Genomic DNA, 23,140 nt, shown 5'->3' on the forward strand with positions numbered 1-23,140 from the left:
GCGTTGCTTACGATGCCGTTCTGGATCAACTGGATCGGCGGCTATACTGCGTTGGGCACGCGCCTGCTTGTCATGGCTCTAGCCGCCATGTCGCTAAATTTCCTGCTCGGTTTTACCGGCGTGCTGTCGTTCGGACACGCCGCCTACTTCGGACTCGGCGCCTACGGCGTAGGCATGACGATCAGATACCTTGTTCCGAGTACCCCGCTCGGCATGCTGGTTGGCGTAGCCGTAGGCACACTCGCGGCAGCCGTGATCGGTGCGCTGATCGTCCGCCTACGTGGAGTGTACTTCGCGATGGCGACGATCGCGTTCGGACAGGTGTTCTATTTCATTGCGTTCAGGTGGAATTCCGTCACGGGCGGCGACGATGGTCTCTCGGGATGGCACCGCATGCCGATCAATCTCGGGCTTGGGACGGTCGATATCCTCAGTAACGGGACGGCATTCTATTACTTCGTTCTGGCTTGCTTTGCGATCTCGGTAGGCATCATGGCAGGCCTGCTGCGTTCGCCGTTCGGGCGCACGCTGCTTGCCATTCGCGAAAACGAGCGCCGCGCGCGCTTTCTCGGCGTGCCCATTGAACAACATATCTGGCTGTCTTTCGTCATCTCGTGCTTTTTTGTCAGCCTGGCAGGCACGCTCTACGCACTGCTGAACAACTTCTCGGATCCGCACGGGCTGCGCTGGGACCAGTCTGGCGAGTTCGTTATCATGTCGGTACTTGGAGGCATGCGCTCGCTGTGGGGGCCCCTCATTGGCGCCGCGATTTTTGTCGTCGTGCAGGACTATATCTCCAGCCGGACAGAAAACTGGATGTCGTTTATCGGCCTGCTTTTTATACTGGTTGTGCTGTTCTTTCCGCGCGGGCTGCTCGGGATCTTACGCAGAAAGGCGAACTCATGAGCTTGCTTTACGTCGAGAACGTCTCTCGCCATTTCGGCAACCTGCGGGCAGTCAATGACGTTTCGATGACCGTAGAGGCCGGTGAGCTGCGGGCGGTGATCGGACCCAATGGTGCTGGAAAAACCACCTTCTTCAATCTGATCAGTGGATTTTTTCAGCCGACGGCTGGACGCATCCTGTTCGATGGCAATGACATAACCGGCCTCCCTCCCCACCGTCGCGTGACAATCGGCATGGCGCGCACATTTCAGATCACCGAAGTATTTCCGGAACTCACAGTCCACGACAACGTGCGAATTCCTGTTGAAATTGAAGGCGGTCACCGCCTGAGCCCATGGACTTCGCGCCTCGCCGCTGCGAAAGTGCGCGATCGCGTTGACGAACTGATCACGATGGGTGGTCTGGATAACAAGGCGGACCGCCTCGTGGGGGAATTGTCGCTAGGAGACCAGCGCTCCACGGAGATCATCATGTCCCTTGCGCTCAGACCGCGCCTATTGCTGCTCGACGAGCCTACCGCGGGAATGGGAGACCAGGAAACCTACGACATCACCCAGCTAATACGGAAACTACACAGGGAGCAGGCGCTTTCGATGGTATTGATCGAGCACGATATGCGCGTAATTTTCCAGTTGGCCCAGCGCATCATGGTACTCGCCGAAGGACGCGTCCTGGCAGAGGGTTCGCCTGCTGAAATAGCCGCCAATGAAGCGGTCCAGGCGGCCTATCTTGGGAAAGCATCATGAACGCCCTGGAAGCTGACGGCCTGCACACCTGGTACGGCAAGAGCCATATCCTTCACGCAGTCTCGCTAACGGTGCAAGAGGGCGAAATCGTCGCGCTGCTTGGCCGCAACGGCGCCGGCAAGACGACGACGCTGCGAAGTCTCATGGGATTGACGCGCGCAAGAGACGGCACCGTGCGGATCTTCGACAAAACGACCACCGCGTGGCCGCCCTTTCGAATCGCCGCAGCGGGCGTAGGCTACGTACCGGAAGGACGACGTGTCTTTCAGGGATTGACCGTTGAAGAAAACCTGCTGGTGCCGCTCGAGCGCCCCGGACCCTGGACGATCGAAACTATCTATAAGCTGTTTCCGCGCTTGAAGGAACGGCGTGCTAACAAAGGCAGGCAGCTTTCGGGGGGTGAACAGGAGATGCTGGCGATCGCGCGAGCGTTAATGCTTAATCCGAAACTCCTCCTGCTTGACGAACCTTCGCAAGGACTTGCGCCGCTCATTGTCGAGGAAGTATTTGGGGTGATCGCCGGGACGCGCAGCGCGGGCATGTCCGTCTTGCTGGTCGAACAGAATGTCAGGGCGGCTGTCGAGATTGCCGATACTGCGTGTGTGCTTGATGACGGACGCGTGGTATTCACGGGTCCGGCCAGCGAATTTGCGAGCGACGAAGCACGGGTGCGCTCACTGGCGGGCGCTAGCGTGGAGGACTGGGACCGCCCGGACAGGGAACTCGAAAATCCGGGGTGATCCGCTTGAGCGTCCGCCTCTCCTGAACGCCCCCAACGCGGGCTGGCAGCCTTGAATTTGTCACGCTATGACATAAAATGCAAATAGGCCTTCTCATGACTGGATCTGGTGTCGCTACGATCCGCTCTGGAACTGGAAAGCGATGTACGAGGTTGCGCGTGCCGAATGGAACGCTGATAGCCCGATGTATAGGATTCCGCCACGTTGAAGACCTCTACGCAAGGAGGTTTCATCATGCTGGTCACGTTTCAATCCACCGCCGCGCCTGACGTCGTTATGCTCAGGAATCTTGCGCAATATCTCCTTGGTCTGATCGGAAAGCACCTGGATGTGCGCGGGGTCATTGCGCACGAAGAACTGTCTCACGTGATCGCTCGCCTGGAGACAGCCATTTCCGAAGAGACGCATGCAGAAGCTGCGCTCGAATCGCTGTATACGGTCACAAGCGCGCACCGCTACAACATGGATGAAGACCGCGGCGGGCTTGCGCACCGCGCGTGGCCCTTGCTGGACATGATGCGTGAAGCCCGTAAGCAGAACGCCGATATCATCTGGGGCCTGTAGCGATTCTGCGGTGGAAGCCGCGTAATGACCCGTTCAGGCGGGTCAGGCGGCATGCGACACACCACAAACGACAAACGATCGTAACCGCTATTGACCCCATGCCTGGCAAGCTAGGTAAGGACCGTAACCGCCTCGATCAGCGCAAAGCCTAATAGGGCACCTAGCGCCGCGCCCCGTAGCTTCGGATGCCATCTATCGAGACGCAACGCAGCGAGCAGGCTGTCGGTGAACATGATCCCGAGCAACGCAAAGCTCACAATCAGATAGCTGATTTCAAAATCACTATTAACGAACACGACGCCCTCCTGCTTTCGACGAATGCCTCGTCACAAAACAGTTTCGTTACATGCCAAACCCGCGACTCGGCGGGTCTGACGCTACCGCATGAACGGGTTCGACTCATCGGTCGTTTCCGGATCCCGGAGGGTTACCGCCTGGAATCCACCTTTTAATTCTATGTCACGTCGTGAGGTAAGCAAGATTTCACTGGCTGCCTGTAGCAAATTCAGCCGACCTTCGCTCGTCCCGCGCCCCGCTCAATCGGTCGGGTTTGTCCTGATGTCATCTTTAAGTTTCGCTTAAGCCCTTCACCCTAAATTCGACCAAGCCCCAACGAGTGACAACTTCGTTGTCTGGTTGCATGGTCGAAGGGGTCCGCGTGCCTTGGTATTTGGATGCGGGGGAATTCACGCTTGCGATGTGGCTCGAATTGAACCATCAGAATGCGATCTTGAATGATCTTTGCAGATCCGATTTTCCAGAGTGGCCAGCCGGCTCCGTTCCCTGTACCTGGGGCTGGCTTTTCGGATCCGGAGAAAACGCCGGGTCCATTTTTTATCTTTCGGCGACGCTGTATCCGACACCAGGTGCAAGAAGACAGTTGCGCCAGTCCGGCTGCGGCGCGCACCGTGGCGCTACCCGGCCCCTCAACCCGGACTGCCCCGCCCTCTTAAGAGCCGTTTAATCTTGTGTTCCTAGATTGAAATCGTTGTGTCGCGGAGATGACGCGCATGTTTCCCCCGCAAACACGGAGACATGCGGAGCATCTCAGCCGAGGCTGGAGCGATGTCATGAAGATCAGGGATTTGAAGCGTGTGCTTGTTGTCGAGTGTATGGTTGCAGCACTATGCGTGGGTTGCACGGCCCATGCGACCGCCTTCCCACCTACCCCGCAGTCGCTCCCCTCTGGGGTAACCCCAAACACGCTGTCCGTACCGGCGACAGGCATTTCCGATGACTTCGCCCGGCTTGTCCGGCTAGACGGACCCGCCGTAGTCCATATCAGCGCAAGCGGCGCGAAACGGACTGCGCGTCTTGCGCCGCTCTGGCCTCCTGCGGGCGATCAAGCCGACCCGTTCTACCGTTTCTTTCAACAATTCTCCCCGGGTGATGGCGGCTCGCCTGAGTTGGGCTCCGAGAATGTTGGCTCCGGCTTTATCATCAGCCCGGACGGATATATCCTGACCGACGCCCACGTAGTGGACGGGGCAACGCAAATCCACGTGAAGCTCACCGACCGGCGGGAATTCAAGGCTACCCTTGTCGGTCTCGACCCGGCCAGCGACATCGCGCTACTAAAGATCGATGCACGTCAGTTGCCTACCGTCAAGATCGGGACCTCTTCGCTGGCGAAGGCCGGACAATGGGTAGTATCGATTGGTTCGCCGTACGGATTCGAAAATACAGCGGCGGCCGGCATCATCAGCGACATGAATCGCTTCCTCCCAAGCGAAACCTACATTCCGCTGATCCAGACCGATATGACCAACAGCACCGGCGACGATGGAAGCCCGCTCTTCAATCTCGATGGAGAAGTAATCGGAATCGAAGCGCCGGTCCACCCTACCCACGGAATTTTCGAAGGTCTCGCTTTCGAGATTCCTATTGATGCGGCGATGAAGGTCGAGCAGCAGTTGCAACATCATATGAAGGTCGAGCATGGACGCCTGGGCGTGACGATTCAGGAGGTCACGGGGCCTCTGGCCCAATCCTTCGGACTCCCCAAGCCGGTCGGCGCACTGATCAGCTCGGTAGACCAGCACGGGCCCTCGGCCAAAGCGGACTTACGCTCAGGCGACGTTATTCTGAAGTTGAACGACCTTCAGATTGACGACTCGGCCCAGCTACCGATGGCCGTTGCCGACTTGCAACCAGGCACCAAGGTGCACATTGAGTTCTGGCGTGATCAAAGCCCGCATGACACAGAGGTGGTCCTGGGAACCCTGAACACCGCAGCGCTCGCATCCGCCTCGGCCGATCAGTCCTCAGTCGGACCGGATGGTCTAACGGTACGAGGCCTTACGCCGCAAGAGCGAGACGCCGCCGGCGTCAGGGAGGGTGTTCGTGTCGAGCAAAGTGTCGGCCCCGCGGCCATGAGTGGCATTCAACCCGGCGACATCATTCTGATGGTCAATAACGTTCGGGTTTCAAGCGTGGCTCAATTCCGCCAACGGATTGAAAGAAGCGGCAAATCCGTCGCATTGCTAGTTGAGCATGACGGCCACCAGATGTTCGTGACCATCGATGTCAGCTAGGCGCGGCCAAAAAAGTGGTATCCCCTCCGAAACGCCTGCCGCGGACTCGGGCAACTCGCGTTCGCGGCGTCTGTACGTCATACCGGGTATGGAATGAAGAGACTGCTCAGCCCCCACGAGATTGCAATGTTGTTTGTATTGCTCCCGCCGTTGAACTTGCCGACCCCGACGTGGCGGGCCTTCAGCGGGAACGTCTGGTCGAGTTGGTCGCAACAGCCGTCGACGCCACCGAGTTCAAGCTGACGTCGGAAGGCGTGGAACTGATCACGCGGCTCGGCTCGATGAAAGGCGACGCTTAGGCGGGCAATGGCGACGACGTGCGGATCCGCGGATCTTCATTCTCGCGGAGGCGTTCGGTTGAACGCCCACCCGAACGCTTCGATTTCCAGCTTGTGCTTCGATGCGAGCCGCGCGAGACATTGTTCACCTTTGACCGTCAGGTGCACTTCAACCTGACGCCCGTCTGCCCTGCTCGCTCGACGTGAGACAAGCCCGTTTGCCTCACAGCGCGACACCAGAGCGACGGTGCCATGCGGCGCCGCCTGAAGCCGCTCCGCTAGCTCCCCGACCGTTGCCCAGTCACGCCCCGCGAAACCGCGGACGTGCAGCATCAATTGATACTGTAGCGGCGTGACACCTTCCGCATGTGTGACCTCTTCCGAGAAGCGAAGAAATTTACGCAGTTGATAACGAAAAAGCGACATCGCTTCGAGGTCTTCTTTGGCGGGCATGCCCTCTGGAGCTGCAGGTTTCCTGCGCGTCGTCATGCTGTAGGTTCCCGTGATCGAAATGGGCTGGCTGATCCGACATGATACTCATGATCTCCCAGCGCACGCACACGTCACGATCCGGCATATCGTCAGACAGCCTCTCCTTGCAACGGGAACACGTTGACGACGTCGCGCAGCATCTGCGCCAGTTCCTGCATCGATTGCGCGGCGGCGGCGGTTTGCTCGACCATTGCCGTGTTTTGCTGCGTGGTCTCGTCCATCTGTGCAATTGCGACATTGACCTGCTCGATGCCACGGCTTTGTTCCTCGGACGCCGCCGAGATTTCGCTGATGATGCCGGTGACGCGCTTCACCGCATCAACGAGCGAATGCATCGTGCCGCCCGCTTTTTCGACCAGCGCCTTGCCGTCGTCGACCCGTTCTACCGAATCCTCGATCAGGCTCTTGATCTCTCTCGCCGCATCCGAGCTGCGGTGCGCAAGATTGCGCACTTCGCCCGCTACTACCGCGAAGCCGCGCCCTTCTTCGCCAGCACGCGCCGCTTCGACGGCCGCGACGAAGCCCTGTCCTTGCGACTGCGCGAGCTTGACCATGTCGACGAACAGTAGCTTGCCGTCGCTATCCGCGTAGTGCGAGACGTCCTTGTTGCGCAGATCCGCGAGCGTCGGATGCATGATGACGACTGGTGTCGCCGTCGCGATAGTCATGTAGCCATTGCCGGGCTTCTCCGCCGCCGTTGCCTCCGATTCTGTCGGAACGTTGCGCCTGCCCATCGAGATCAAGGGGCAGTGGCATCGACAACTCTGGGATGGAGCAGACTGTCAGCTTGATCGACTGTACACGTGCGATTGGAGAGCCGGAGGCCAAGGAATCTATTTGGTCCTCTGGTTCGGCAACGACGTACCGATCAACAAGCGGCTCGCGAATCCGCGCAACGGTAATCGCCACCCTGCCACGCCCCAGACATTACAGGAAATGCTAACTACCAGCAGTCGTGCCGCGCAGGAAGGATGCGTCGAAATTGTTGTGCTCGACTTAGTGCGCCGTTGACGATCCTGCTTATTTTAACCGGCATAGAGACCGATCCCGCCCGGAATGAATCGGTCTCGAAGTAATAGGATTACCCAATCAACGATCAATATTGCCCAATAGGATCGCCCGGATCCGATCCACGACAATAACTATCGCCGACACGTCTTGCTGGTCAGCGATAGTTGCTGATATTGACCATATCGCATTTCTTCAATATCAAATGCGCTACGGTGATTTCCGGCAACGCGCAAGCGTCACCGATCAAGCGCTCTTCACTCCCACTCGATTGTCAACCATTGGGCTGGAGCCTTGTGTAGACGGCCTTTCCGCGGGTTGGCATTGCAACGATACCGCCAGCGATGCCGACAAATCCGTCCAGCACTTCTCGGCTTCCGGTCGATTGCAATGGAAGACAACGCCTCTTTTCCTCACCACACCAGGGGAGAAAGGGTACCGCAAAGCATTGCACAAAGGTAATACCGTCAGGCTCCTTCCGACGCGGCCCGCTCAAAGCCAACAGATGCTGCGATGTTCAAGGTCACGGGCTCCCAGCGCACACCGCCAAAGCGAGGAGATGGGCCTACATCTCATGCTGGCAAAGCCCGAAGCAGTGCCGAAGGCGGCAGCCAAAGCCAAAACCGCGACGAAGGGCGTTGTGGCGAAGAAAGCACGGCCAGTCGCGAAGCGAGCGGGCAGCACGACCTCGAAGAGCCCTAACCGAGCCGGCAGTGCGGCACATGCCTGACGCCCAATCTGCCCCAGCTCACGATCCGTCGAACCGCCCTCGCGGGCTTTTCTTTACTATATAGAGACGGCGTAGAATCTATGTTCCTCGCCACGGCCCCCCGCAAGCGCCAAAGCCTCGACGTACGATAGGGTCCAGACGCTGCAGCAAACGCTTGAGGCTTTCTGATCAGCCTGTGTTGCAGAAGGGGATCTCCGAAGCTGGCGACACTCAGCCATGACAGAAAACACCTTGAACGAATTTGATCGGGACAGCAGAATCTGTGGGACATGTCTCGACGACATCCATTTAGATAAAGAAATAAAAGCAACAGGGAAAGTAGACGAGTGCGACTTCTGTCGGAAACGTCGCAAAACGTGGGATCTGTTGACGGCCACGACGCGCGTGCACGATGTCCTGGAAGAATACTTCGTCAAGGGCACTTACCAGCACTACGATGGGGAAACCTCAGGCGATCCACTATCCGACGTTGTCACGGAAATCCTCGGAGAGGATGCAGAGGAGCGAGTCGTACCGGCGATCCTTGAAGTGCTCACCGACAATTTCAACGGTGATCCCAGCGATGGCGATGAGCCGTACTGGGATGACACTGAAAATTACGAAATCCGTTCCGGCTGGAACATCGACGAATACGCCGATGATGCGTGGGAACATTTCCGGCGTGGCGTCAAATCGGGATACAGATTCTTCAATGATGATGCGAGAGACTTCCTCGCCAAGCTCTTTCAAGACGTCGACAAGTTGCGCACTTGACAACGGCACTCGAAAGGCAAACCCACGGTCATCTATGAACTCACAGACCAGTCAATCTTTCGCGGTCGCCAAGTAACGTCCCTCGAACAGCTTCGTCAATTTGCCGCCAACCCGGCCCGCGAACTGCATGCACCGCCGCCAAGTGTCGCGAAGGCTGGGCGGATGAATCCGGAAGGCGTTTCGGTTTTCTATGGATCCTTCGAACGTCCGACCTGTGTCGCCGAACTCCGTCCTCCGCTCGGTGTACAGGTCAGCTCTGTCGAATTTCGAACCGTCCGACCGCTGCGTGTTCTCGACTTCACGCTCCTCGAGAAATCCCACGGGATGGCGCTAAGCTACTTTCAGGACGATTTCCGCAATCGCGCAATGCTGTTTCGTCTCTTGCGCCATCTGCACGACCGTATCAAGACGCCGATTCGTCCTGGGGAAGAACACGAATATCTGACCACACAGGTCCTAGCCGAATATCTGACTGCAATACATCAACCACCGTTGGACGCCGTCGTGTTCGGATCCGTGCAACACGAGGAAGGGAAAAATATCGTCATTTTCGGACGCGCGCTCGGTGCATTTCACGCTGACACCGGATGGTCAACAGATCCGCTTCGCGTAGTTCCCGATACTGTCGAAGCCGTATTAGTCAAAAGGGTCGACTACTCAACCTCTCCTGTCCAAATTCCGGGGACTAGTTCGGATCAGATCGATTCGGATGACGATTATTGGAATCCACCCGAGCGCTAATGCGCATAAAGGTCTTGGCAAGATTGACATCGAGTTGCAGTCGACTGGTGGGCTCTGTCTTCTTGACTGGCGTAGACGAGTCAGCTGCAGGCGTCAGCGAGGCGCGAGGCATAGCCCACGAACCCTACGTCGGAACGCCAAGATGCCCGACCGGATGTTCAACCTACGCCGGACCGGACGGGGCCTTTTTTCACTGTACAGTAAATATTGGCATTCTACCGAATATTCACTATAATGCGTATATTTACTGAACAGTAAAGAAGGTCTTGGCCCCTATGTTTGAGTCTCCTCTGACCGGACGACAGCTCATCACCCAGTTCGTGGACGCGCTACAGGAGCTTCCGGAAGTGGACGCCGACCTCGACCACTGGGAGCCCGTGAGAACGCATGGCGACCGTGGATACGACGCCCAGGTCGATCTGCACGTCGCCGGCAAGTCCTTTGTCTTGCTGATCGAAGTCAAGAAATCCGTCTTCCCCCGAGATGTCCGTCAAGTGGCCTGGCAACTTCGGGAAGCGAGTCATGGACGACCTGCAGGGCAAGGGCAAGCGCCGTTGCCGCTCCTCGTCGCCGAATCCCTCTCCCCCGGCGCGAAGGAGCTGCTCAGAAGCGAGCACATCGGCTATTACGACAGCGGCGGCAGCCTGTACCTGCCAGCGCCCGGTGCGTACCTCTACATCGAAAAGCCGCCGCCCAAGGCCCTTGCGAAGTCGGTACGCACGCTGTTTACCGGACGGCGCGCCCAGGTGCTCCACGCACTGTTGGTGCAGCATCAGAACTGGTTTGGCGTCACGGAACTGGCACAGCAGGCGATTGTGTCGCCCGCTACCGCCTCCCAAGTGTTGACCGAACTGGAGCGCTTCGACTGGCTGGTGGCGCGTGGGCAAGGCCCCAGCAAGGAGCGTCATCTTCGCGAGCCGACGGCCTTGCTGGACGCATGGGCCAAGCAGCTTGCCACTATCCGCCCGCCAAACTTGCGACGGTACTATGTGCCGGGCACAAAGGCCGAAATGCTGGCGATGCGGATTGGTGAAGTCTTTGATATGCACGACGTCGAGTACGAAGTCAGCCACGAGGCGGCCGCGCAACGTTATGCACCATTTCTTTCCAACGTCTCCCAGGTCCGTGTGCGGGCGCTAACCGGTGCGAACGCCGATGCCGCGATTGGTGACCTAGGCGCGCACGTCGTCAACGAAGGCGCCAACTTGGGCATCATTGATGCCAAGTCATCGGGCGAACTGTTGTTTCGCGACAGAGTCGATGGCCTATGGCTCGCCAGCCCCATCCAAATCTATCTCGACCTGTTGCGCGGCGAAGGCCGCTCCAAGGAAATGGCCGAGCACTTCCGCAAAGAAAGGATCGGCTTCTGATGGCCAAGCCCGCAACGCTCGACGGTTACAGCGACCAATACACGGTGGACTGCGAACGTGTCCTCGTGACACTGCTGCGAGGTCTCGGACCGTGGAAGGATTCGGTCTACCTGATCGGTGGGCTCACGCCGCGGTATCTCGTCGCCGCGCGGCCTCCTGTGGTGCCAGCGCACGCGGGGACGCTGGACGTGGACATCGTGATCGACCTGCAAATCCTGGCCGATACCGAGGCGTATCACACGCTGGAGGACAACCTTAAGAAGATGGGCTTCGAGCGCGCCGAAAACGAAGCCGGGAAGAAACTCTCGTGGCGTTGGCAGACCCGCACCGAACACGGTGCGCTGATGGTCCTGGAACTACTCGCGGACGCGCCGGATCTCGCCGGCGGCAAGGTACAGCCCCTGCCGACCGAGGGCACGATCTCGGCCCTGAACATCCCGCACTCGTCGATCGTCTTCGACCTGCATCAGGTAACCGAAATCCAGGCGGAGCTGCTGCGCGGCAACGGCATCGCCACCGAGAAGATCAAGCATGCCAATCTCGTCAGCTTTACGTGCCTAAAGTCCTTCGCGTTCGACCAGCGCTTCGAACGCAAAGACGCACACGATCTGATCTATTGCATCGAGCACGCGCCCGAAGGCGTGGACGCCGCGGCCGAAGCCTTCCGAAAAGAATGCGCTGGCAAGCATGGCGCGATCATCGAGGCCTCGCTGGCAATCCTGCGCAGCCGCTTCGCCAACGACGAGAAGACAGAGGGCTATCGCAAGGATGGCCCCGTATCGGTCGCCAAGTTCGAGCTGGGCGAAGGCGATGAACCCGACCAACGCGAAGCGCGGGCGTTGCGGCAGCGTCAAGTCAACGACGTGATTGAACAACTCCTTGCCCGGCTCGCCGAGGGGAGCACCGCATGAGCTTCCCCGCAGACATCAAGGGCTGCATGAAGGACTGTATCCTTTCGCTCTTCTGGCCTCGCAAGGACATCGTAGGCTTCTTTGAAAAGCACGGATGCACCAAGGCAGAGATTGCGCCTCTACAGCTTGAGGGTGAAAACGCGCTCAAGCGCCCCGAAGTTGTCGACGCCCTGTTTGCAGCGCTCGCAGTACGCTCTGATCAAGGCCTCGGACCATTCCGCGCGATGCTGCAGTCGCTGCTCAACTGGTCGCACTTTGATCCTTATTACTTCGACAAGCTGCACAAGCTCGACCGGGGCACCGCGAACAAAAACCTCGAGCATCTACGCCAACTGCAGGAAATCCGGGACGCGAAGATCAAGGCTGATCGTGAGCGCCGGGCCGCCCAAGAGGCAGTACAACAGAAACCGACGGCATCGCTGGATCAACTACGTGCCGAGTACCTCGATCTGCTCGCTAACAAGACTTCGCGGCAGCAGCGCGGATACGCACTGGAGCGCATCCTGATCGAACTCTCGCGCCTTTCGAATTTGGAGGCTACCGAAGCATTCCGGGTGCACGGGGAACAGATTGATGGCGCGGTCAAGTTCGAGGGAGAGCACTATCTGATCGAAGCGAAGTGGCAGGAACGCTCGGCGAGCAATGAACCCGTGTATCAGTTTGCTGGAAAGGTCGCGGGGAAACTGTACGGGCGCGGCCTGTTCATTTCTGTGAATGGCTTCAGCCCCGAAGTCATCCGCAGTCTCGTGATGGGCAAAGAGATCCAGACTCTCTTCATTGATGGAGAAGATTTGATCCTTGTCCTGGAGGGCCACCTGAGTCTTCGCGAAATGATCGATCGGAAGGTCAAGGCCGCACAAACCAGAGGGCTCATCTATGTCCATCCGATCTCTGGCATCGAGAAAAAATTCTAGGGACGGGTCGACATGGCGCAATTCAACGATTGGTGCTTGGCAGTCGATACGCCCGTAGGCAACCACTTCATCAGAGTTATGACGGGACAGCCGGAGCGCCTTCCGGTGGGCATCCAAGCTACCGCTGCCATTGTGCCGGCACACTATGCATCAGAAGAACAGGTCGCCCGTGCCCTTGCGCGTCTGGGCAAGCCAGCGGCGGCTGCGCTGATTCAGGGCAGACTACCTATCACTAAAGCGATCCGATCCGGAGATCTTGGAGAGATTTATGCGACTGAATGGATCGACGCGCATAGCGGGTATCGCGCGCCAATCAAGCGATTGCGCTGGAAAGACCACCGCAACATGGCGATGCGCGGCGATGATGTCATCGGCATCCTCCAAGATCCTCAGACTCAACGGCTGCACTTTCTGAAGACGGAAGCTAAGAGCCGTGCCGCCTTGACGGCTCAAGTCCTTACGGATGCGAGGGCGGCTCTCGACAAGGATGGTGGTCTGCCTTCTGCACATGCGCTTTCGTTCATCTCCGCGCGATTGCTCGAACTGGGCAATCTACCGCTTGCCGACGCCATCGACGATGCATTGCTCAAGCATGGGATTCCGGCTCAAAACGTCCAGCATCTTCTCTTCACCTTCTCTGGAAATCCGCCGGATGCCCTGTTGACTGCCGCTCTTCAGGCATATCCAGGAGCGATCAACCAGTGGGGTGTCGGGCTGCGCGTCGAGGGTCATGCCTATTTCATTGGAGCGGTCTATGACCGAGTGATCGCTGATGCCAACAACACCTGAGGCAATTACGGCAGACATCGCGGAAGCGGCAACTGCCGGCTTCCGTGGAAGTCTCATTGCGCGAGGCCAGGCGAGAGCAATCATCTGGCGCGGCGGAGTGCTCCCCCCCGACGCTCCGGCCTTCGCAGCACAGCTCAGCTACGACCTGCGTTCTTATGGCTACGTCCTTCTCGGGCTTGGCCTTCGCCTGCGCGAGCTGGGCGGCTCGGACGCGCAGGCGCGGATCGCATTCGAGCAAGCCGCGATGGCCCTCGAGGCGGTGATCGCCAAAGGTAATCCCGATGAGGCTGATCGCGATTTTCACTTTGTGATGGCGGCGGCGAGCTACCACCTTGCGCACCTTTCCGCGCGCGCCTACTCCCTGCTGGCGATCGTCGCGGCGGACGCGAATTTCGCCCCTACGGAACGAGTCCTGACCTTGCTGATGAGGCGGGACTTCCGCACACTGCAAACCACTGTTCTCGATTTCCGAGTTTCCGGCGAAGGCAGTGACACCGAGATCGCCGCACGGATGCGGGCCAAGCTCGACAGGGTCGGGGTGTGGATCAACTTGGCCGGCGACGGGGAAGACATCCTTTTCGAAGGCCTGGACAAAGCGCTGACGGACACATTCATGGCAGGGATGTCGCTATTCCTGCTGGCTCTCGAACGAGGCGAGCATACGTTGCTTGACCAGGCGCTGGAACGGCTTCGCACGAACCTCTCCGTCTGCAGCGAAATGAACATGCTTCCACAGTGGTGGGTGAGTCGAATCGCGATTCATCTGCTTTCTGACCTGTGGTCAAGCACCTTTCATGAGAGGGTCCCGTTCCGGCCTGCAGGCGGCGAAGCGGCCGACTGGCCCGCGCTTCGCGGGCTGTTCATTGCACTGTTGCATAGCCGCTCAAAGGCCGAGGTAGATCTCTGGCCTTCGCAGATAGAAGCTGCCAATCGCGCTGTCGACCAGTCAGATGATCTGGTTGTCTCTTTGCCGACCAGCGCAGGCAAGACCCGCATCGCCGAACTGTGCATACTGCGATGCCTCGCCGGCAAAAAGCGAGTGGTCTTCATCACTCCGCTGAGAGCGCTGTCTGCGCAGACCGAAGCGAACCTTCAACGGACATTTGCCCCGCTTGGCAAGACCATCTCGGCGCTCTACGGCAGTATCGGCGTCAGCGGCTTCGATGAGGATGCGATCGGCGAGAGGGACATCGTGGTAGCCACCCCGGAGAAACTCGACTTTGCGCTGCGGAACAACCCTGCCCTTCTCGATGACGTCGGTCTTCTCGTCTTCGATGAAGGACACATGATCGGGCTCAACGAGCGCGAGGTTCGCTACGAGGTGCAGATCCAGCGGCTTCTTCGCCGTCCGGACGCGCATCAGCGGCGGATCGTTTGTCTCTCAGCGATCCTGCCAGATGGCGATCAACTCGACGACTTCGCGGGTTGGTTAAGACGAGACCATCCTGGTGGACTGATCAAAAATGATTGGCGACCGACCCGCCTCCGGTTCGGCGAAGTGGTGTGGACGTCGCCCACAGCCCGATTGAACCTTCGCGTCGGCGACGAACGCCCCTGGGTGCAACGCTTCCTCACAGGGGAGACGCCTCCGAATTGGATTCCGCCGAAGCGCCGTCGTACGACCTTGTTTCCCAAAGACCAGCGCGAACTCTGCCTAGCAACAGCCTGGCGGCTGATCGAGGACGGCCAGACCGTACTTATTTTCTGCCCGGAGCGGCGTAGCGTCGAACCCTTCGCCGACGTGATTGTCGATCTTCACGAGCGCGGCGCTCTGCGCTCGCTGCTCCAAGCCGATCCCGCGATCCTCAACACCGCGATCGCACTTGGCAAGGAATGGCTCGGGCCAGACAGCGCGATCCTCAAATGCCTGCACATCGGCGTCGCACTTCATCACGGAGCGCTCCCAACCGCCTATCGCAAGGAGGTCGAGCGCCTGCTGCGCGACAACGTGCTCAAGGTGACCATTTCGTCGCCGACCCTTGCACAAGGACTCAATCTATCAGCCACAGCCGTCGTCATGCACTCTCTTCACCGAAACGGTGAGAGGATCGAAATCTCCGAGTTCAAGAACGTCATCGGCCGGGCCGGACGCGCCTATGTCGATGTCGAGGGCATTGTGCTTTTCCCCATGTTCGATGAGATCGCAAAAAAGCGACGCAACTGGGAAGCGCTCATCACCGATCTCGGTGCAAGAGAGATGGAGAGCGGCCTGGTGAGGCTGGTCACGGCCTTGCTGACGCGCATGCACGCACGCATTGGCGGCGACCTCAATCAACTGATCGAGTACGTCGTCAACAATGCCGCCGCCTGGACGTTCCCGGAAATCGCGAACGAAGCGCCCGAGGACCGCGAGCGCGCCCTTGCCAACTGGGAGCGGCATATCGCAACACTCGACACGGCCATCCTCGGTTTGATCGGCGACAACGACATCCCCGACGAAGGCGTCGAGGCGGCACTGGATGATGTTCTTCAGTCCTCTTTGTGGCACCGCCGGCTTTTACGCCAGAACGAGCAAACTCAGCAGGCTCTCAAGGCGGGTCTTCTCTCCCGAGGCCGGCTTATCTGGAGTCAATCGACATCAGCGCGCCGTCGGGGCTATTTCCTTGCAGGGGTCGGACTGACGACGGGTCATGCACTCGATGCGATCGCCGAGGATGCCAATCGCCTTCTCATCGAAGCCAATGGTGGCATCCTGCAAGACGACGCCGAGGTTGCGATCGCCGCCGTCACCGCGCTGGCGGAACACATCTTCACGTTCTATCCTTTCACGCCCGACCCCATGCCAGCAAACTGGCGGGACATCCTGCGTGCATGGCTGCTCGGTGAGCCTCTTGCCGGCATCGCCGCCGGCCAGGAATCCGATACGCTCCAGTTCGTCGAGGGAGGATTGGTTTATCGTCTTCCCTGGGCAATGGAAGCAATACGTGTGCGAGCAGAAGCGAATGGGGACACGGTAGGCGAGTTGCCACTGGACGTATACGAGCTCCGCTTGGCGGTGGCCTCAGTGGAAGCCGGTACTTTGAATCGTTCGGCGACAATCCTCATTCAAGCCGGCTTCAACTCCAGACTCGCTGCCATCAAGGTCGCGACAGACACCAGAGCGACTTTCCAGACGGCCCACGAACTCCGGCATTGGCTCAACTCGGAAGCCCTGGCGGCGTGGAGCGAAAAACCTGACTGGCCGACCCCAGAAACGAGGGAAATGTGGATGGAGTTCGCGCAAAGCTTCATCCCTCAAGCGAATCGTGTCTGGGCCGATCGTCGGTACGGGGCAAGTGTGCAGTGGCTTGGCGTGCCACTACCACCAGGTACTCCCGTTCAAATTCACCATTGGAATGGCCAGTTCAGCGTACTTACGGTGGACGGTACTCGGGTGGGCATGCTGCTGCATGCCTTGAGTCCCAGGAGAGCCGGTTTGCTCCTCGCCCAGGTGGCTCAAGACATTGGCTGGCTCGACCTCAGTTATCTCGGACCGGATGACTTATTTGATATCTAACCAGCGTAAGAGAAGATTACGAGTGGTACAGGGACTACCAGAAAAGCAAGGAAGAGACGAATGATCCTGACCGATAACGAAACCAAAGTTGACCTACTGAACAACGAGGCCATCGCCACCACGATCATCGGACTGCTTCGCGCGAAACCCGACCATCCGGTGACGATCGGCGTGCATGGTGACTGGGGTGCGGGAAAGTCCAGTGTGCTAGAAATGATCGAGGCTGGCTTCACCGATCAGGACGATGTCCTGTGCCTCAAGTTCAATGGATGGCGCTTCCAAGGCTTCGAGGACGCGAAAATCGCCTTGATCGAGGGAATCGTCACAGGCTTGGTCGAAAAACGCCCGGCGCTAAAAAAGGCGGCAGTGGCCGTCAAGGATGTCTTCCGTCGCATCGACTGGCTGAAGGTCGCCAAGCGGGCCGGGAGCCTAGCCCTGACCGCATTCAGCGGCATTCCGACGCCCGAGCAAATCGGAGCCATCGTCGGCTCGCTCGAAGCGCTAGTGGCTGACCCTGCCAAGCTCGTCACGAGAGAAAACCTCTCGACAGCCATCGATGAGGCGAAGGCCGTGCTGAAGCCCGGCGAGTCCAAGAATGTGCCGGAGGAAGTGGAGGCATTCCGCAAGGCATTCGACCAGCTCCTGAAAGATGCAGGCATCAAACAGCTCGTTGTCCTGATCGACGACCTTGATCGGTGCCTGCCCGACACCGCCATTGAAACGCTCGAAGCCATCCGGCTGTTCGTGTTCACCGCGCGAACGGCCTTCGTCGTCGCAGCTGATGAGGCAATGATCGAATACGCGGTGCGCAAGCACTTTCCAGATCTACCCGACAGCACCGGGCCGCGAGACTATGCCCGCAATTACCTCGAAAAACTCATACAGGTTCCGTTTCGCATCCCTGCCTTAGGTGAAACCGAGACGCGGATCTACGTGACGTTGTTGCTCGCTGGCGCTGAAGTCGGCGAGAACGACGAGAATTATGGGAAGCTGATCGCTGTAGCGAGAGAGAAGCTGAAACGGCCGTGGACCAGCGGTGGTCTGGATGCCGCGACGGTCAAGACAGCGCTCGGCCAGCAAGCCGAGAAGGCAAACAATGCGCTGGCACTCAGCGACCAGATCGGCCCCATCCTCGCAAGCGGCGCAAAGGGCAACCCGCGCCAAATCAAGCGCTTCCTCAACACGCTGCTGCTGCGCGAGCGTACTGCGACTGCGCGCGGTTTTGGCGACGACATCAAGCTACCCGTGCTCGCGAAGCTCATGCTCGCAGAACGATTCATCCCGAGGTTGTTCGAGCAGATTGCGTTCGTCGCAGCGGTTCATCCGCAAGGACTGTGTGAAGACCTCGAAACGCTGGAGAAGAGCCTGGTTTCGGCCGACAGCAAGGACAGCGAGTCGAAAGGGCCAAAGGCCGCCGAAGCGGTGCCTGCCTCCGACAACATCGTGTTGAACGAGTGGAAGTCGTCGGAGACGGTGCGTGACTGGGCGCACCTCTCCCCGAAGCTGTCAGGACTCGATCTGCGCCCCTACTTGTTCGTCACAAAGGACAAGAAGGACTACTTCGGCCCAGTGTCGGTACTCGGCCACCTGGCCGGCGTAGTCGAGAAGCTGTTCGGCGGCAAGATGACCGTCCAGGGCTACGAAGCCGAGTTAAAGCAGCTCGTGCAGCCCGAAGCCGAGAAGGTGTTCGAGGCCGTGCGCAGCAAAATCATGAGCACGGGCACCTTCGATACCAGGCCTGCAGGCATCGACGGTCTCGCCGTCCTTGTGAAGGCGCAGCCTGGGCTCCAGAGCCGGTTGATGGATTTCCTGGAGGCACTACCAAGTGGTAAGTGTGGGCCTTGGGCTGTCAGCGGCTGGCAAGGCGTCATCAAGGACAGCGCATGCGCTGATCGCCTGACGAAGCTGCTGGGAGACTGGAGCAAAGTCACCAATAACCCCGGCCTAAAGGCTAGCGCCGAAGCGGCGCTCAAGGATTTGAAGGGAGGACGTTGATGGGAACCTCCACGGCGTACGGCGGCCCTGGCGGCGGAACACCACTTGTTCCGTCATGGTTGGGTGACACCGACGGCGCGGGCGCACCAGCAGCCCCTCCGGGCGATGGCGCAGTCCCGGACGGCCAGCCGCCGGCAGACGGCACCGCGCCACCGGTGCCGCCGAACCGGCCACCCATCCCCAAGACGGCAGACCCTCAGCGTTTCTCCGGTGCTCGCAACAGCTTCACGCGATTTGCCGGTTCTGGTGGCAGCGACCGTGCCAACTTGGGCCGCGCAGTCTCAAGATACGTCTCAACATCGGCCGGCGGCGCGCGCTAGGCTGCCCAACGCATGGGCGCCTCGCGCGGAGCGGGTGCACGGCTGCTTGGCTTTCTGTCCGATGCACAAGCAAGGGGTGTGCGCGAGGCGCTACGGGCGCTGGACCTGGAGTCGTTGGCCGGACGACCGCTCACGGAAATCTTCGTTGGCCTAGCCGACTACGTCTGCCCAGGCGCGGGCACCGTCGATGAAGGCATCGCCCGCGAGGCGTACATTGAAACTATCGTTGAACTGGCAAGTGAAGGGCTCACCGATCTAACCACCTTCACACCAGATCAGATGCAGACAGTCTTCGAGCTGTATGTCACCCACGCGATAGAAGCCCGCATCTGCAACGACATTGGCACAAAGGCCGTGACCATGCCAGCGGACACGCAAGCTGCGCACCGCGTCGAACAGCAGTTGCGCGACTTCATCCGGGGCGGGGTGAGCGACGCGCTGACGCGGGCTCGTGCGGAAACGCCGAATCTCACGTCGGAGCGAATTCAGGGTTTCGTCGATGCGCTGTACGAGTCTGCATTTGCAATCTTGCAAACCCTGGGCGATGCGGAGGCGGACCAATGAAGCGACAACTCCTGGCGGGCCGCTTCGGTCCTGACGACAGCTTCGATGTGACGGCGGGCGCCGATGAACAAAGGACCTACCTGCAACTCGTTGCCGGCGAGAAGTCTTTGGATCATGGCATCGGTGGCGCGCTGACTAGCTTGAAGAAAATCGGTGTGTTTCCCTCTGAGATAGGCATTGACCTGCTGGTCTTGGCCGCTCATGTCCATGCGGCGGACACACGCATCTCTCGCACCGAGCAGTCGCAGGACTCGTGGACGCGTGAGATACGACTGGTCGTGCCGGTAGGCGATCCATCTCGCTGGGCCGCTGCGGCACCGACTCTCAAGAAGTCTCTGGATTTCCTGACGGGCGATCGCTGGACGATCGGGTTCAGGGCACGTCCAGATCGGTTCGCGACGATCGCCCAAGCAGCGCCTCCGAGTCTGATCGCTCCGCCCTTTGATTCCGTCAGCCTGTTCTCGGGTGGATTGGACAGCTTGATCGGAGCGATCGATCTGCTGGAGGACGGTGCCACTCCCCTACTGGTCAGCCACTTCGGCGAGGGCGCGACGAGCGATGCTCAAGGCAAGCTGTTCGCAAGTTTGAAGAAGCACTACGTCAAGTCATCTTTCGAGCGCTTGCGAGTGGGCATGACCTTCGTGGATGGTCTTGTGGAAGGCGTCGGCGGCGAGAACAGCACACGCGGCAGGTCGTTCCTGTTCTTCGCTCTCGGGGTGTTCGCCGGTACTGGGCTTGGGCGCCGCTTCATCCTGCGCGTCCCCGAGAATGGGCTGATCGCGCTGAATGTGCCTTTGGACCCCCTGCGGTTGGGATCAAACAGCACCCGTACCACGCATCCGTATTACATGGCGAGGTGGAACGACCTGCTCGTCGCACTCGGCATCGACGGCGAGATTCGGAACCCTTACTGGGACAAGACGAAGGGTGAGATGGCCGCAGCCTGCCGCAACCCGGACCTCTTGAAGAAGCTGGCGACGGATTCGTTGTCGTGTTCGTCCCCTGCTAAGGCCAGATGGTTAGGACATGGTATCGAGCAATGTGGCTATTGCCTGCCATGTCTTATCCGTCGCGCAGCGTTGACGGCAGCATGGGGTACGGGGAACGACCCGACGACGTACACGGTACCCGATCTTCATGCGCATCCGTTGGACACACGCCAGGCGACAGGAGTGCAGGTCAGGTCGCTCCAGTACGCGATCGAGCGCTTGAAGAGCAAGCCTCAGCTCGCGAACCTCTTGATCCACAAGCCCGGCTCGCTTGCCGACGAAGCCGCACACTTGGACCAGCTTGCCGACGTCTACCGGCGCGGCCTGGGCGAAGTCGCACGGCTCATCGACGGTGCCGAGGCGAAACCAAGATGAGGGTACGCGCATGATCGCCACTGCGGGCCTCGTGGACTTCCACTGCCATCTTGATCTCTACCCGGACCATGCGGCGGCGGTCCATGATGCGGAGGCGTCCGGCGTGTTCACGCTGGCCGTAACGACGACACCTCGCGCGTGGCCCCGCAATCACGAACTCGCGCAGCGCACAAAGCATGTTCGAGCAGCGCTGGGGCTGCACCCCCAACTGGTCGCGGAGCGTGAAAGCGAGATCGAGCTGTGGGATCGGCATCTTGCGGAGACGCGCTATGTCGGCGAAGTCGGATTGGACGCCGGCCCCCGCTTCTTCAAGTCGCTCGATGCGCAGAAGCGTGTCTTCCAACACGTGCTCCAGCGTTGCGCGCAGGCCGGCGACAAGATCATTACGGTCCACAGCATCCGATCGGCCAAGGCGGTACTCGATCTCGTCGAAGCGAATCTACCACCCGAGCGCGGAAAAATCGTTCTCCACTGGTTCACGGGAACAAAGAGCGAGGCGAAGCGCGCGTTGGAGTTGGGCTGCTACTTCTCCATCAACGCGGGAATGCTGGGCAATGAGAGGCACGCACCGATGGTGCAGGCTATCCCCTTGGATCGGATGCTGACGGAAACCGATGGCCCTTTCACTCGCACCGGCGACAGACCTTCACTGCCGACCGATGTAGCAGGCGTCGTCGAGGAGCTGGGGCGTTTGCGTCGGCTAACTGCGAGCGACGTGGCAAGCCTCATTCGCGACAACCTACGAGCATTGCTCGGATAGCTGGAGGTGGCACGTTGCGAGCGGACTCTACGTTCGCTGGAGTATTCTCCAACACACTTAGCGGATTGCCTCCGATATCGTGATTGCCGGCCAATTCGTGCAGGAACTCGATGCCGGCACGCTGATCCAAATGCAACATCTGGGTCCACAGCATAACTGACCACACCGTTAACTTCCAATCAATCAGCAGTCAATAGCCCGCGTCGTCGTCGCGATCGTCCCCGCCGTTGCGACCAATGTCGATGTTCAGGCGCCGCTCCTGCTTTTCGTCACCAGCCTCGGGTCTCCAGAACGGAATGAAGGCTACCGCAAATATAAACGCCCCCAATACAACATCGAAGGGCAGCAGACCCGCAACAGACGACGATGGCCCGATCAGATAAGTTCGTATGGTTGCCATGCCAACCATTGCGGCAATCAGTTCGAGTCCCGCCGCCTCTGTCGTCCGGCGCCAAACGTAAAGACAGGGGACGACGCCCAGGACGGCAAGCAGCGCAGCCATCAGACCGATATACCACGGGCTCCGGCTGATCACGATTCCGCATGAGCGAGCACGAGGTGATTCCTCATCTGATCCATCCGTACCGTCGAAACCTTCGTGAAACGGTTCGTCCGCGCCAATCTTTCTATGTGCGTCCCAACCCGGCTCGCCCTCGAACCTCACATGAAGTTCCAGCGGAATGTTCGGCGCGGGCTGCATCGATTGTGGTGGCAGGGGCAGAACCAGTCGTGCCGACTGGATACCTACCCAGTACCGGTCGAACGGATACGCCCTAAGCGTGCCGTTGCCCACCGGGCTCGCTTCGAGTTCCATCTGGTAGTGTTAGCGGCGGTGCAAATCCGACACTAAACGGCGGCGCAAGGTTGAGTAAAAGCGTCAACAACCGTGGTCAGTCGTTGGCGCCCATGGTCGAGCGTGCCGGTCGTTAGTCAGAATGGGGCGGCCTCGTTGTCACGAGGAGGGTGAGGGTTTCCAGGAGGCGAGCGCTGTTCGCGCAGCAGTTCGTTGAGCGCAATCTGATAGTGCCCGACGATGCGCTCGCGGAGATCGTCGATAAGTTCGACGACAGCGAGCGCCTGATCAGCAGACCAGTTCTCGGCGATCAGGAACTCGAGCCCGTGGGTGATACCTGAAGGCTGATGAAGGGGCTTCATGGTTTTGTCT

The 23,140-nt window shown here is 59.4% G+C and carries 21 protein-coding genes and 2 pseudogenes; 17 read left to right on the forward strand and 6 right to left on the reverse strand.

The features are described 5' to 3' along the window. Window positions 1-12: 12 nt before the first annotated feature. From BLQ92_RS21460 to BLQ92_RS21475, 4 genes are all read left to right on the forward strand, one after another. A complete protein-coding gene (locus tag BLQ92_RS21460; RefSeq protein ID WP_090686574.1) occupies window positions 13-906 on the forward strand; it encodes a branched-chain amino acid ABC transporter permease in 894 nt (297 codons plus the stop codon). Further along, entirely contained in the window at window positions 903-1,652 is a 750-nt protein-coding gene (locus BLQ92_RS21465; RefSeq protein ID WP_090686529.1) for an ABC transporter ATP-binding protein, read from the forward strand. The genes BLQ92_RS21460 and BLQ92_RS21465 overlap by 4 nt, the downstream gene beginning before the upstream one ends. Continuing rightward, window positions 1,649-2,392, forward strand: coding sequence for an ABC transporter ATP-binding protein (locus BLQ92_RS21470; protein ID WP_090686530.1), 744 nt, complete (start codon window positions 1,649-1,651; stop codon window positions 2,390-2,392). The genes BLQ92_RS21465 and BLQ92_RS21470 overlap by 4 nt, the downstream gene beginning before the upstream one ends. 234 nt (window positions 2,393-2,626) lie before the next feature. Continuing rightward, window positions 2,627-2,956: a DUF1840 domain-containing protein gene (locus BLQ92_RS21475; RefSeq protein WP_090686531.1), complete on the forward strand. Its 330-nt coding sequence runs from the start codon at window positions 2,627-2,629 to the stop codon at window positions 2,954-2,956. A 110-nt stretch (window positions 2,957-3,066) separates the two neighbouring features. On the opposite strand, the gene BLQ92_RS21480 is transcribed toward BLQ92_RS21475, so the two are convergent. Next, window positions 3,067-3,252, reverse strand: coding sequence for a hypothetical protein (locus tag BLQ92_RS21480; RefSeq protein WP_090686532.1), 186 nt, complete (start codon window positions 3,250-3,252; stop codon window positions 3,067-3,069). Window positions 3,253-4,026: 774 nt separating this feature from the next. Between BLQ92_RS21480 and BLQ92_RS21485 the strand changes: the two genes are divergently transcribed. Beyond that, window positions 4,027-5,490, forward strand: coding sequence for a trypsin-like peptidase domain-containing protein (locus BLQ92_RS21485; RefSeq protein ID WP_244106140.1), 1,464 nt, complete (start codon window positions 4,027-4,029; stop codon window positions 5,488-5,490). Window positions 5,491-5,660: 170 nt separating this feature from the next. Then, entirely contained in the window at window positions 5,661-5,789 is a 129-nt protein-coding gene (locus BLQ92_RS41130) for a hypothetical protein (protein WP_279607906.1), read from the forward strand. 36 nt (window positions 5,790-5,825) lie between these two features. Here BLQ92_RS41130 and BLQ92_RS21490 read toward each other — a convergent pair whose 3' ends face one another. The 3 genes and pseudogenes from BLQ92_RS21490 to BLQ92_RS41135 form a co-directional block, all read right to left on the reverse strand. After that, entirely contained in the window at window positions 5,826-6,221 is a 396-nt protein-coding gene (locus BLQ92_RS21490; protein ID WP_090686533.1) for a MarR family winged helix-turn-helix transcriptional regulator, read from the reverse strand. Window positions 6,222-6,349: 128 nt separating this feature from the next. Continuing rightward, window positions 6,350-6,775: pseudogene (locus tag BLQ92_RS21495) on the reverse strand (methyl-accepting chemotaxis protein); the annotation flags it as partial. 12 nt (window positions 6,776-6,787) lie between these two features. Further along, window positions 6,788-6,994 (reverse strand): annotated as a pseudogene (locus BLQ92_RS41135) (cache domain-containing protein); the annotation flags it as partial. Window positions 6,995-8,214: 1,220 nt separating this feature from the next. Between BLQ92_RS41135 and BLQ92_RS21505 the strand changes: the two are divergent. The 11 genes from BLQ92_RS21505 (at window position 8,215) to qatD (ending at window position 21,975) form a co-directional block, all read left to right on the forward strand. Further along, the gene (locus tag BLQ92_RS21505) at window positions 8,215-8,751 is read left to right on the forward strand and encodes a hypothetical protein (RefSeq protein ID WP_090686534.1); all 537 of its coding nucleotides are present in this window, start codon (window positions 8,215-8,217) and stop codon (window positions 8,749-8,751) included. Window positions 8,752-8,874: 123 nt separating this feature from the next. Then, window positions 8,875-9,492 carry an RES family NAD+ phosphorylase gene (locus tag BLQ92_RS21510; protein WP_279607912.1) on the forward strand — a complete coding sequence of 206 codons (618 nt, stop codon included), beginning with the start codon at window positions 8,875-8,877 and terminating at the stop codon, window positions 9,490-9,492. Window positions 9,493-9,767: 275 nt separating this feature from the next. Further along, window positions 9,768-10,862, forward strand: a complete 1,095-nt coding sequence (locus tag BLQ92_RS21515; protein WP_090686536.1) for a hypothetical protein — start codon at window positions 9,768-9,770, stop codon at window positions 10,860-10,862. After that, on the forward strand, window positions 10,862-11,773 hold the full coding sequence (locus BLQ92_RS21520; RefSeq protein ID WP_030099303.1) for a hypothetical protein: 912 nt from the start codon (window positions 10,862-10,864) through the stop codon (window positions 11,771-11,773). The genes BLQ92_RS21515 and BLQ92_RS21520 overlap by 1 nt, the downstream gene beginning before the upstream one ends. Next, window positions 11,770-12,687: a restriction endonuclease gene (locus tag BLQ92_RS21525; protein WP_090686537.1), complete on the forward strand. Its 918-nt coding sequence runs from the start codon at window positions 11,770-11,772 to the stop codon at window positions 12,685-12,687. The genes BLQ92_RS21520 and BLQ92_RS21525 overlap by 4 nt, the downstream gene beginning before the upstream one ends. A gap of 12 nt (window positions 12,688-12,699) precedes the next feature. Next, window positions 12,700-13,476 (forward strand): Hachiman antiphage defense system protein HamA, encoded by a 777-nt coding sequence (locus BLQ92_RS21530; protein WP_090686538.1) that lies wholly within the window; start codon window positions 12,700-12,702, stop codon window positions 13,474-13,476. Continuing rightward, entirely contained in the window at window positions 13,460-16,972 is a 3,513-nt protein-coding gene (locus tag BLQ92_RS21535; protein WP_090686539.1) for a DEAD/DEAH box helicase, read from the forward strand. Before BLQ92_RS21530 ends, BLQ92_RS21535 begins: the two co-directional genes overlap by 17 nt. Before the next feature lie 60 nt (window positions 16,973-17,032). Continuing rightward, complete coding sequence (gene qatA / locus BLQ92_RS21540) at window positions 17,033-18,967, forward strand: Qat anti-phage system ATPase QatA (protein WP_090686540.1); 1,935 nt, start codon at window positions 17,033-17,035, stop codon at window positions 18,965-18,967. A gap of 332 nt (window positions 18,968-19,299) precedes the next feature. Further along, entirely contained in the window at window positions 19,300-19,851 is a 552-nt protein-coding gene (gene qatB / locus BLQ92_RS40750) for a Qat anti-phage system associated protein QatB (RefSeq protein WP_090686541.1), read from the forward strand. After that, window positions 19,848-21,215 carry a Qat anti-phage system QueC-like protein QatC gene (qatC, locus tag BLQ92_RS21550; RefSeq protein WP_090686542.1) on the forward strand — a complete coding sequence of 456 codons (1,368 nt, stop codon included), beginning with the start codon at window positions 19,848-19,850 and terminating at the stop codon, window positions 21,213-21,215. Before qatB ends, qatC begins: the two co-directional genes overlap by 4 nt. Window positions 21,216-21,225: 10 nt before the next feature. Then, window positions 21,226-21,975: a Qat anti-phage system TatD family nuclease QatD gene (gene qatD, locus BLQ92_RS21555; RefSeq protein WP_090686543.1), complete on the forward strand. Its 750-nt coding sequence runs from the start codon at window positions 21,226-21,228 to the stop codon at window positions 21,973-21,975. 190 nt (window positions 21,976-22,165) lie between these two features. On the opposite strand, the gene BLQ92_RS21560 is transcribed toward qatD, so the two are convergent. After that, window positions 22,166-22,789: a hypothetical protein gene (locus BLQ92_RS21560; protein WP_090686544.1), complete on the reverse strand. Its 624-nt coding sequence runs from the start codon at window positions 22,787-22,789 to the stop codon at window positions 22,166-22,168. Between the two features lie 116 nt (window positions 22,790-22,905). Beyond that, a partial coding sequence (locus BLQ92_RS21565; protein WP_244896663.1) for a hypothetical protein occupies window positions 22,906-23,140 on the reverse strand: 235 nt, incomplete at its 5' end.

Origin of the sequence: Paraburkholderia phenazinium (assembly GCF_900100735.1) — a bacterium.
Lineage (GTDB): Bacteria > Pseudomonadota > Gammaproteobacteria > Burkholderiales > Burkholderiaceae > Paraburkholderia > Paraburkholderia phenazinia.

Bases quoted from the DNA above. Each gene is read 5' to 3' on its own strand.
- BLQ92_RS21460 (WP_090686574.1), top strand. From the start codon at position 13: ATGCCGTTCTGGATCAACTGGATCGGCGGCTATACTGCGTTGGGCACG.
- BLQ92_RS21465 (WP_090686529.1), top strand. From the start codon at position 903: ATGAGCTTGCTTTACGTCGAGAACGTCTCTCGCCATTTCGGCAACCTG.
- BLQ92_RS21470 (WP_090686530.1), top strand. From the start codon at position 1,649: ATGAACGCCCTGGAAGCTGACGGCCTGCACACCTGGTACGGCAAGAGC.
- BLQ92_RS21475 (WP_090686531.1), top strand. From the start codon at position 2,627: ATGCTGGTCACGTTTCAATCCACCGCCGCGCCTGACGTCGTTATGCTC.
- BLQ92_RS21485 (WP_244106140.1), top strand. From the start codon at position 4,027: ATGAAGATCAGGGATTTGAAGCGTGTGCTTGTTGTCGAGTGTATGGTT.
- BLQ92_RS21490 (WP_090686533.1), bottom strand. From the start codon at position 6,221: ATGCCCGCCAAAGAAGACCTCGAAGCGATGTCGCTTTTTCGTTATCAA.
- BLQ92_RS21505 (WP_090686534.1), top strand. From the start codon at position 8,215: ATGACAGAAAACACCTTGAACGAATTTGATCGGGACAGCAGAATCTGT.
- BLQ92_RS21515 (WP_090686536.1), top strand. From the start codon at position 9,768: ATGTTTGAGTCTCCTCTGACCGGACGACAGCTCATCACCCAGTTCGTG.
- BLQ92_RS21520 (WP_030099303.1), top strand. From the start codon at position 10,862: ATGGCCAAGCCCGCAACGCTCGACGGTTACAGCGACCAATACACGGTG.
- BLQ92_RS21525 (WP_090686537.1), top strand. From the start codon at position 11,770: ATGAGCTTCCCCGCAGACATCAAGGGCTGCATGAAGGACTGTATCCTT.
- BLQ92_RS21530 (WP_090686538.1), top strand. From the start codon at position 12,700: ATGGCGCAATTCAACGATTGGTGCTTGGCAGTCGATACGCCCGTAGGC.
- BLQ92_RS21535 (WP_090686539.1), top strand. From the start codon at position 13,460: ATGCCAACAACACCTGAGGCAATTACGGCAGACATCGCGGAAGCGGCA.
- qatA (WP_090686540.1), top strand. From the start codon at position 17,033: ATGATCCTGACCGATAACGAAACCAAAGTTGACCTACTGAACAACGAG.
- qatB (WP_090686541.1), top strand. From the start codon at position 19,300: ATGGGCGCCTCGCGCGGAGCGGGTGCACGGCTGCTTGGCTTTCTGTCC.
- qatC (WP_090686542.1), top strand. From the start codon at position 19,848: ATGAAGCGACAACTCCTGGCGGGCCGCTTCGGTCCTGACGACAGCTTC.
- qatD (WP_090686543.1), top strand. From the start codon at position 21,226: ATGATCGCCACTGCGGGCCTCGTGGACTTCCACTGCCATCTTGATCTC.
- BLQ92_RS21560 (WP_090686544.1), bottom strand. From the start codon at position 22,789: ATGGAACTCGAAGCGAGCCCGGTGGGCAACGGCACGCTTAGGGCGTAT.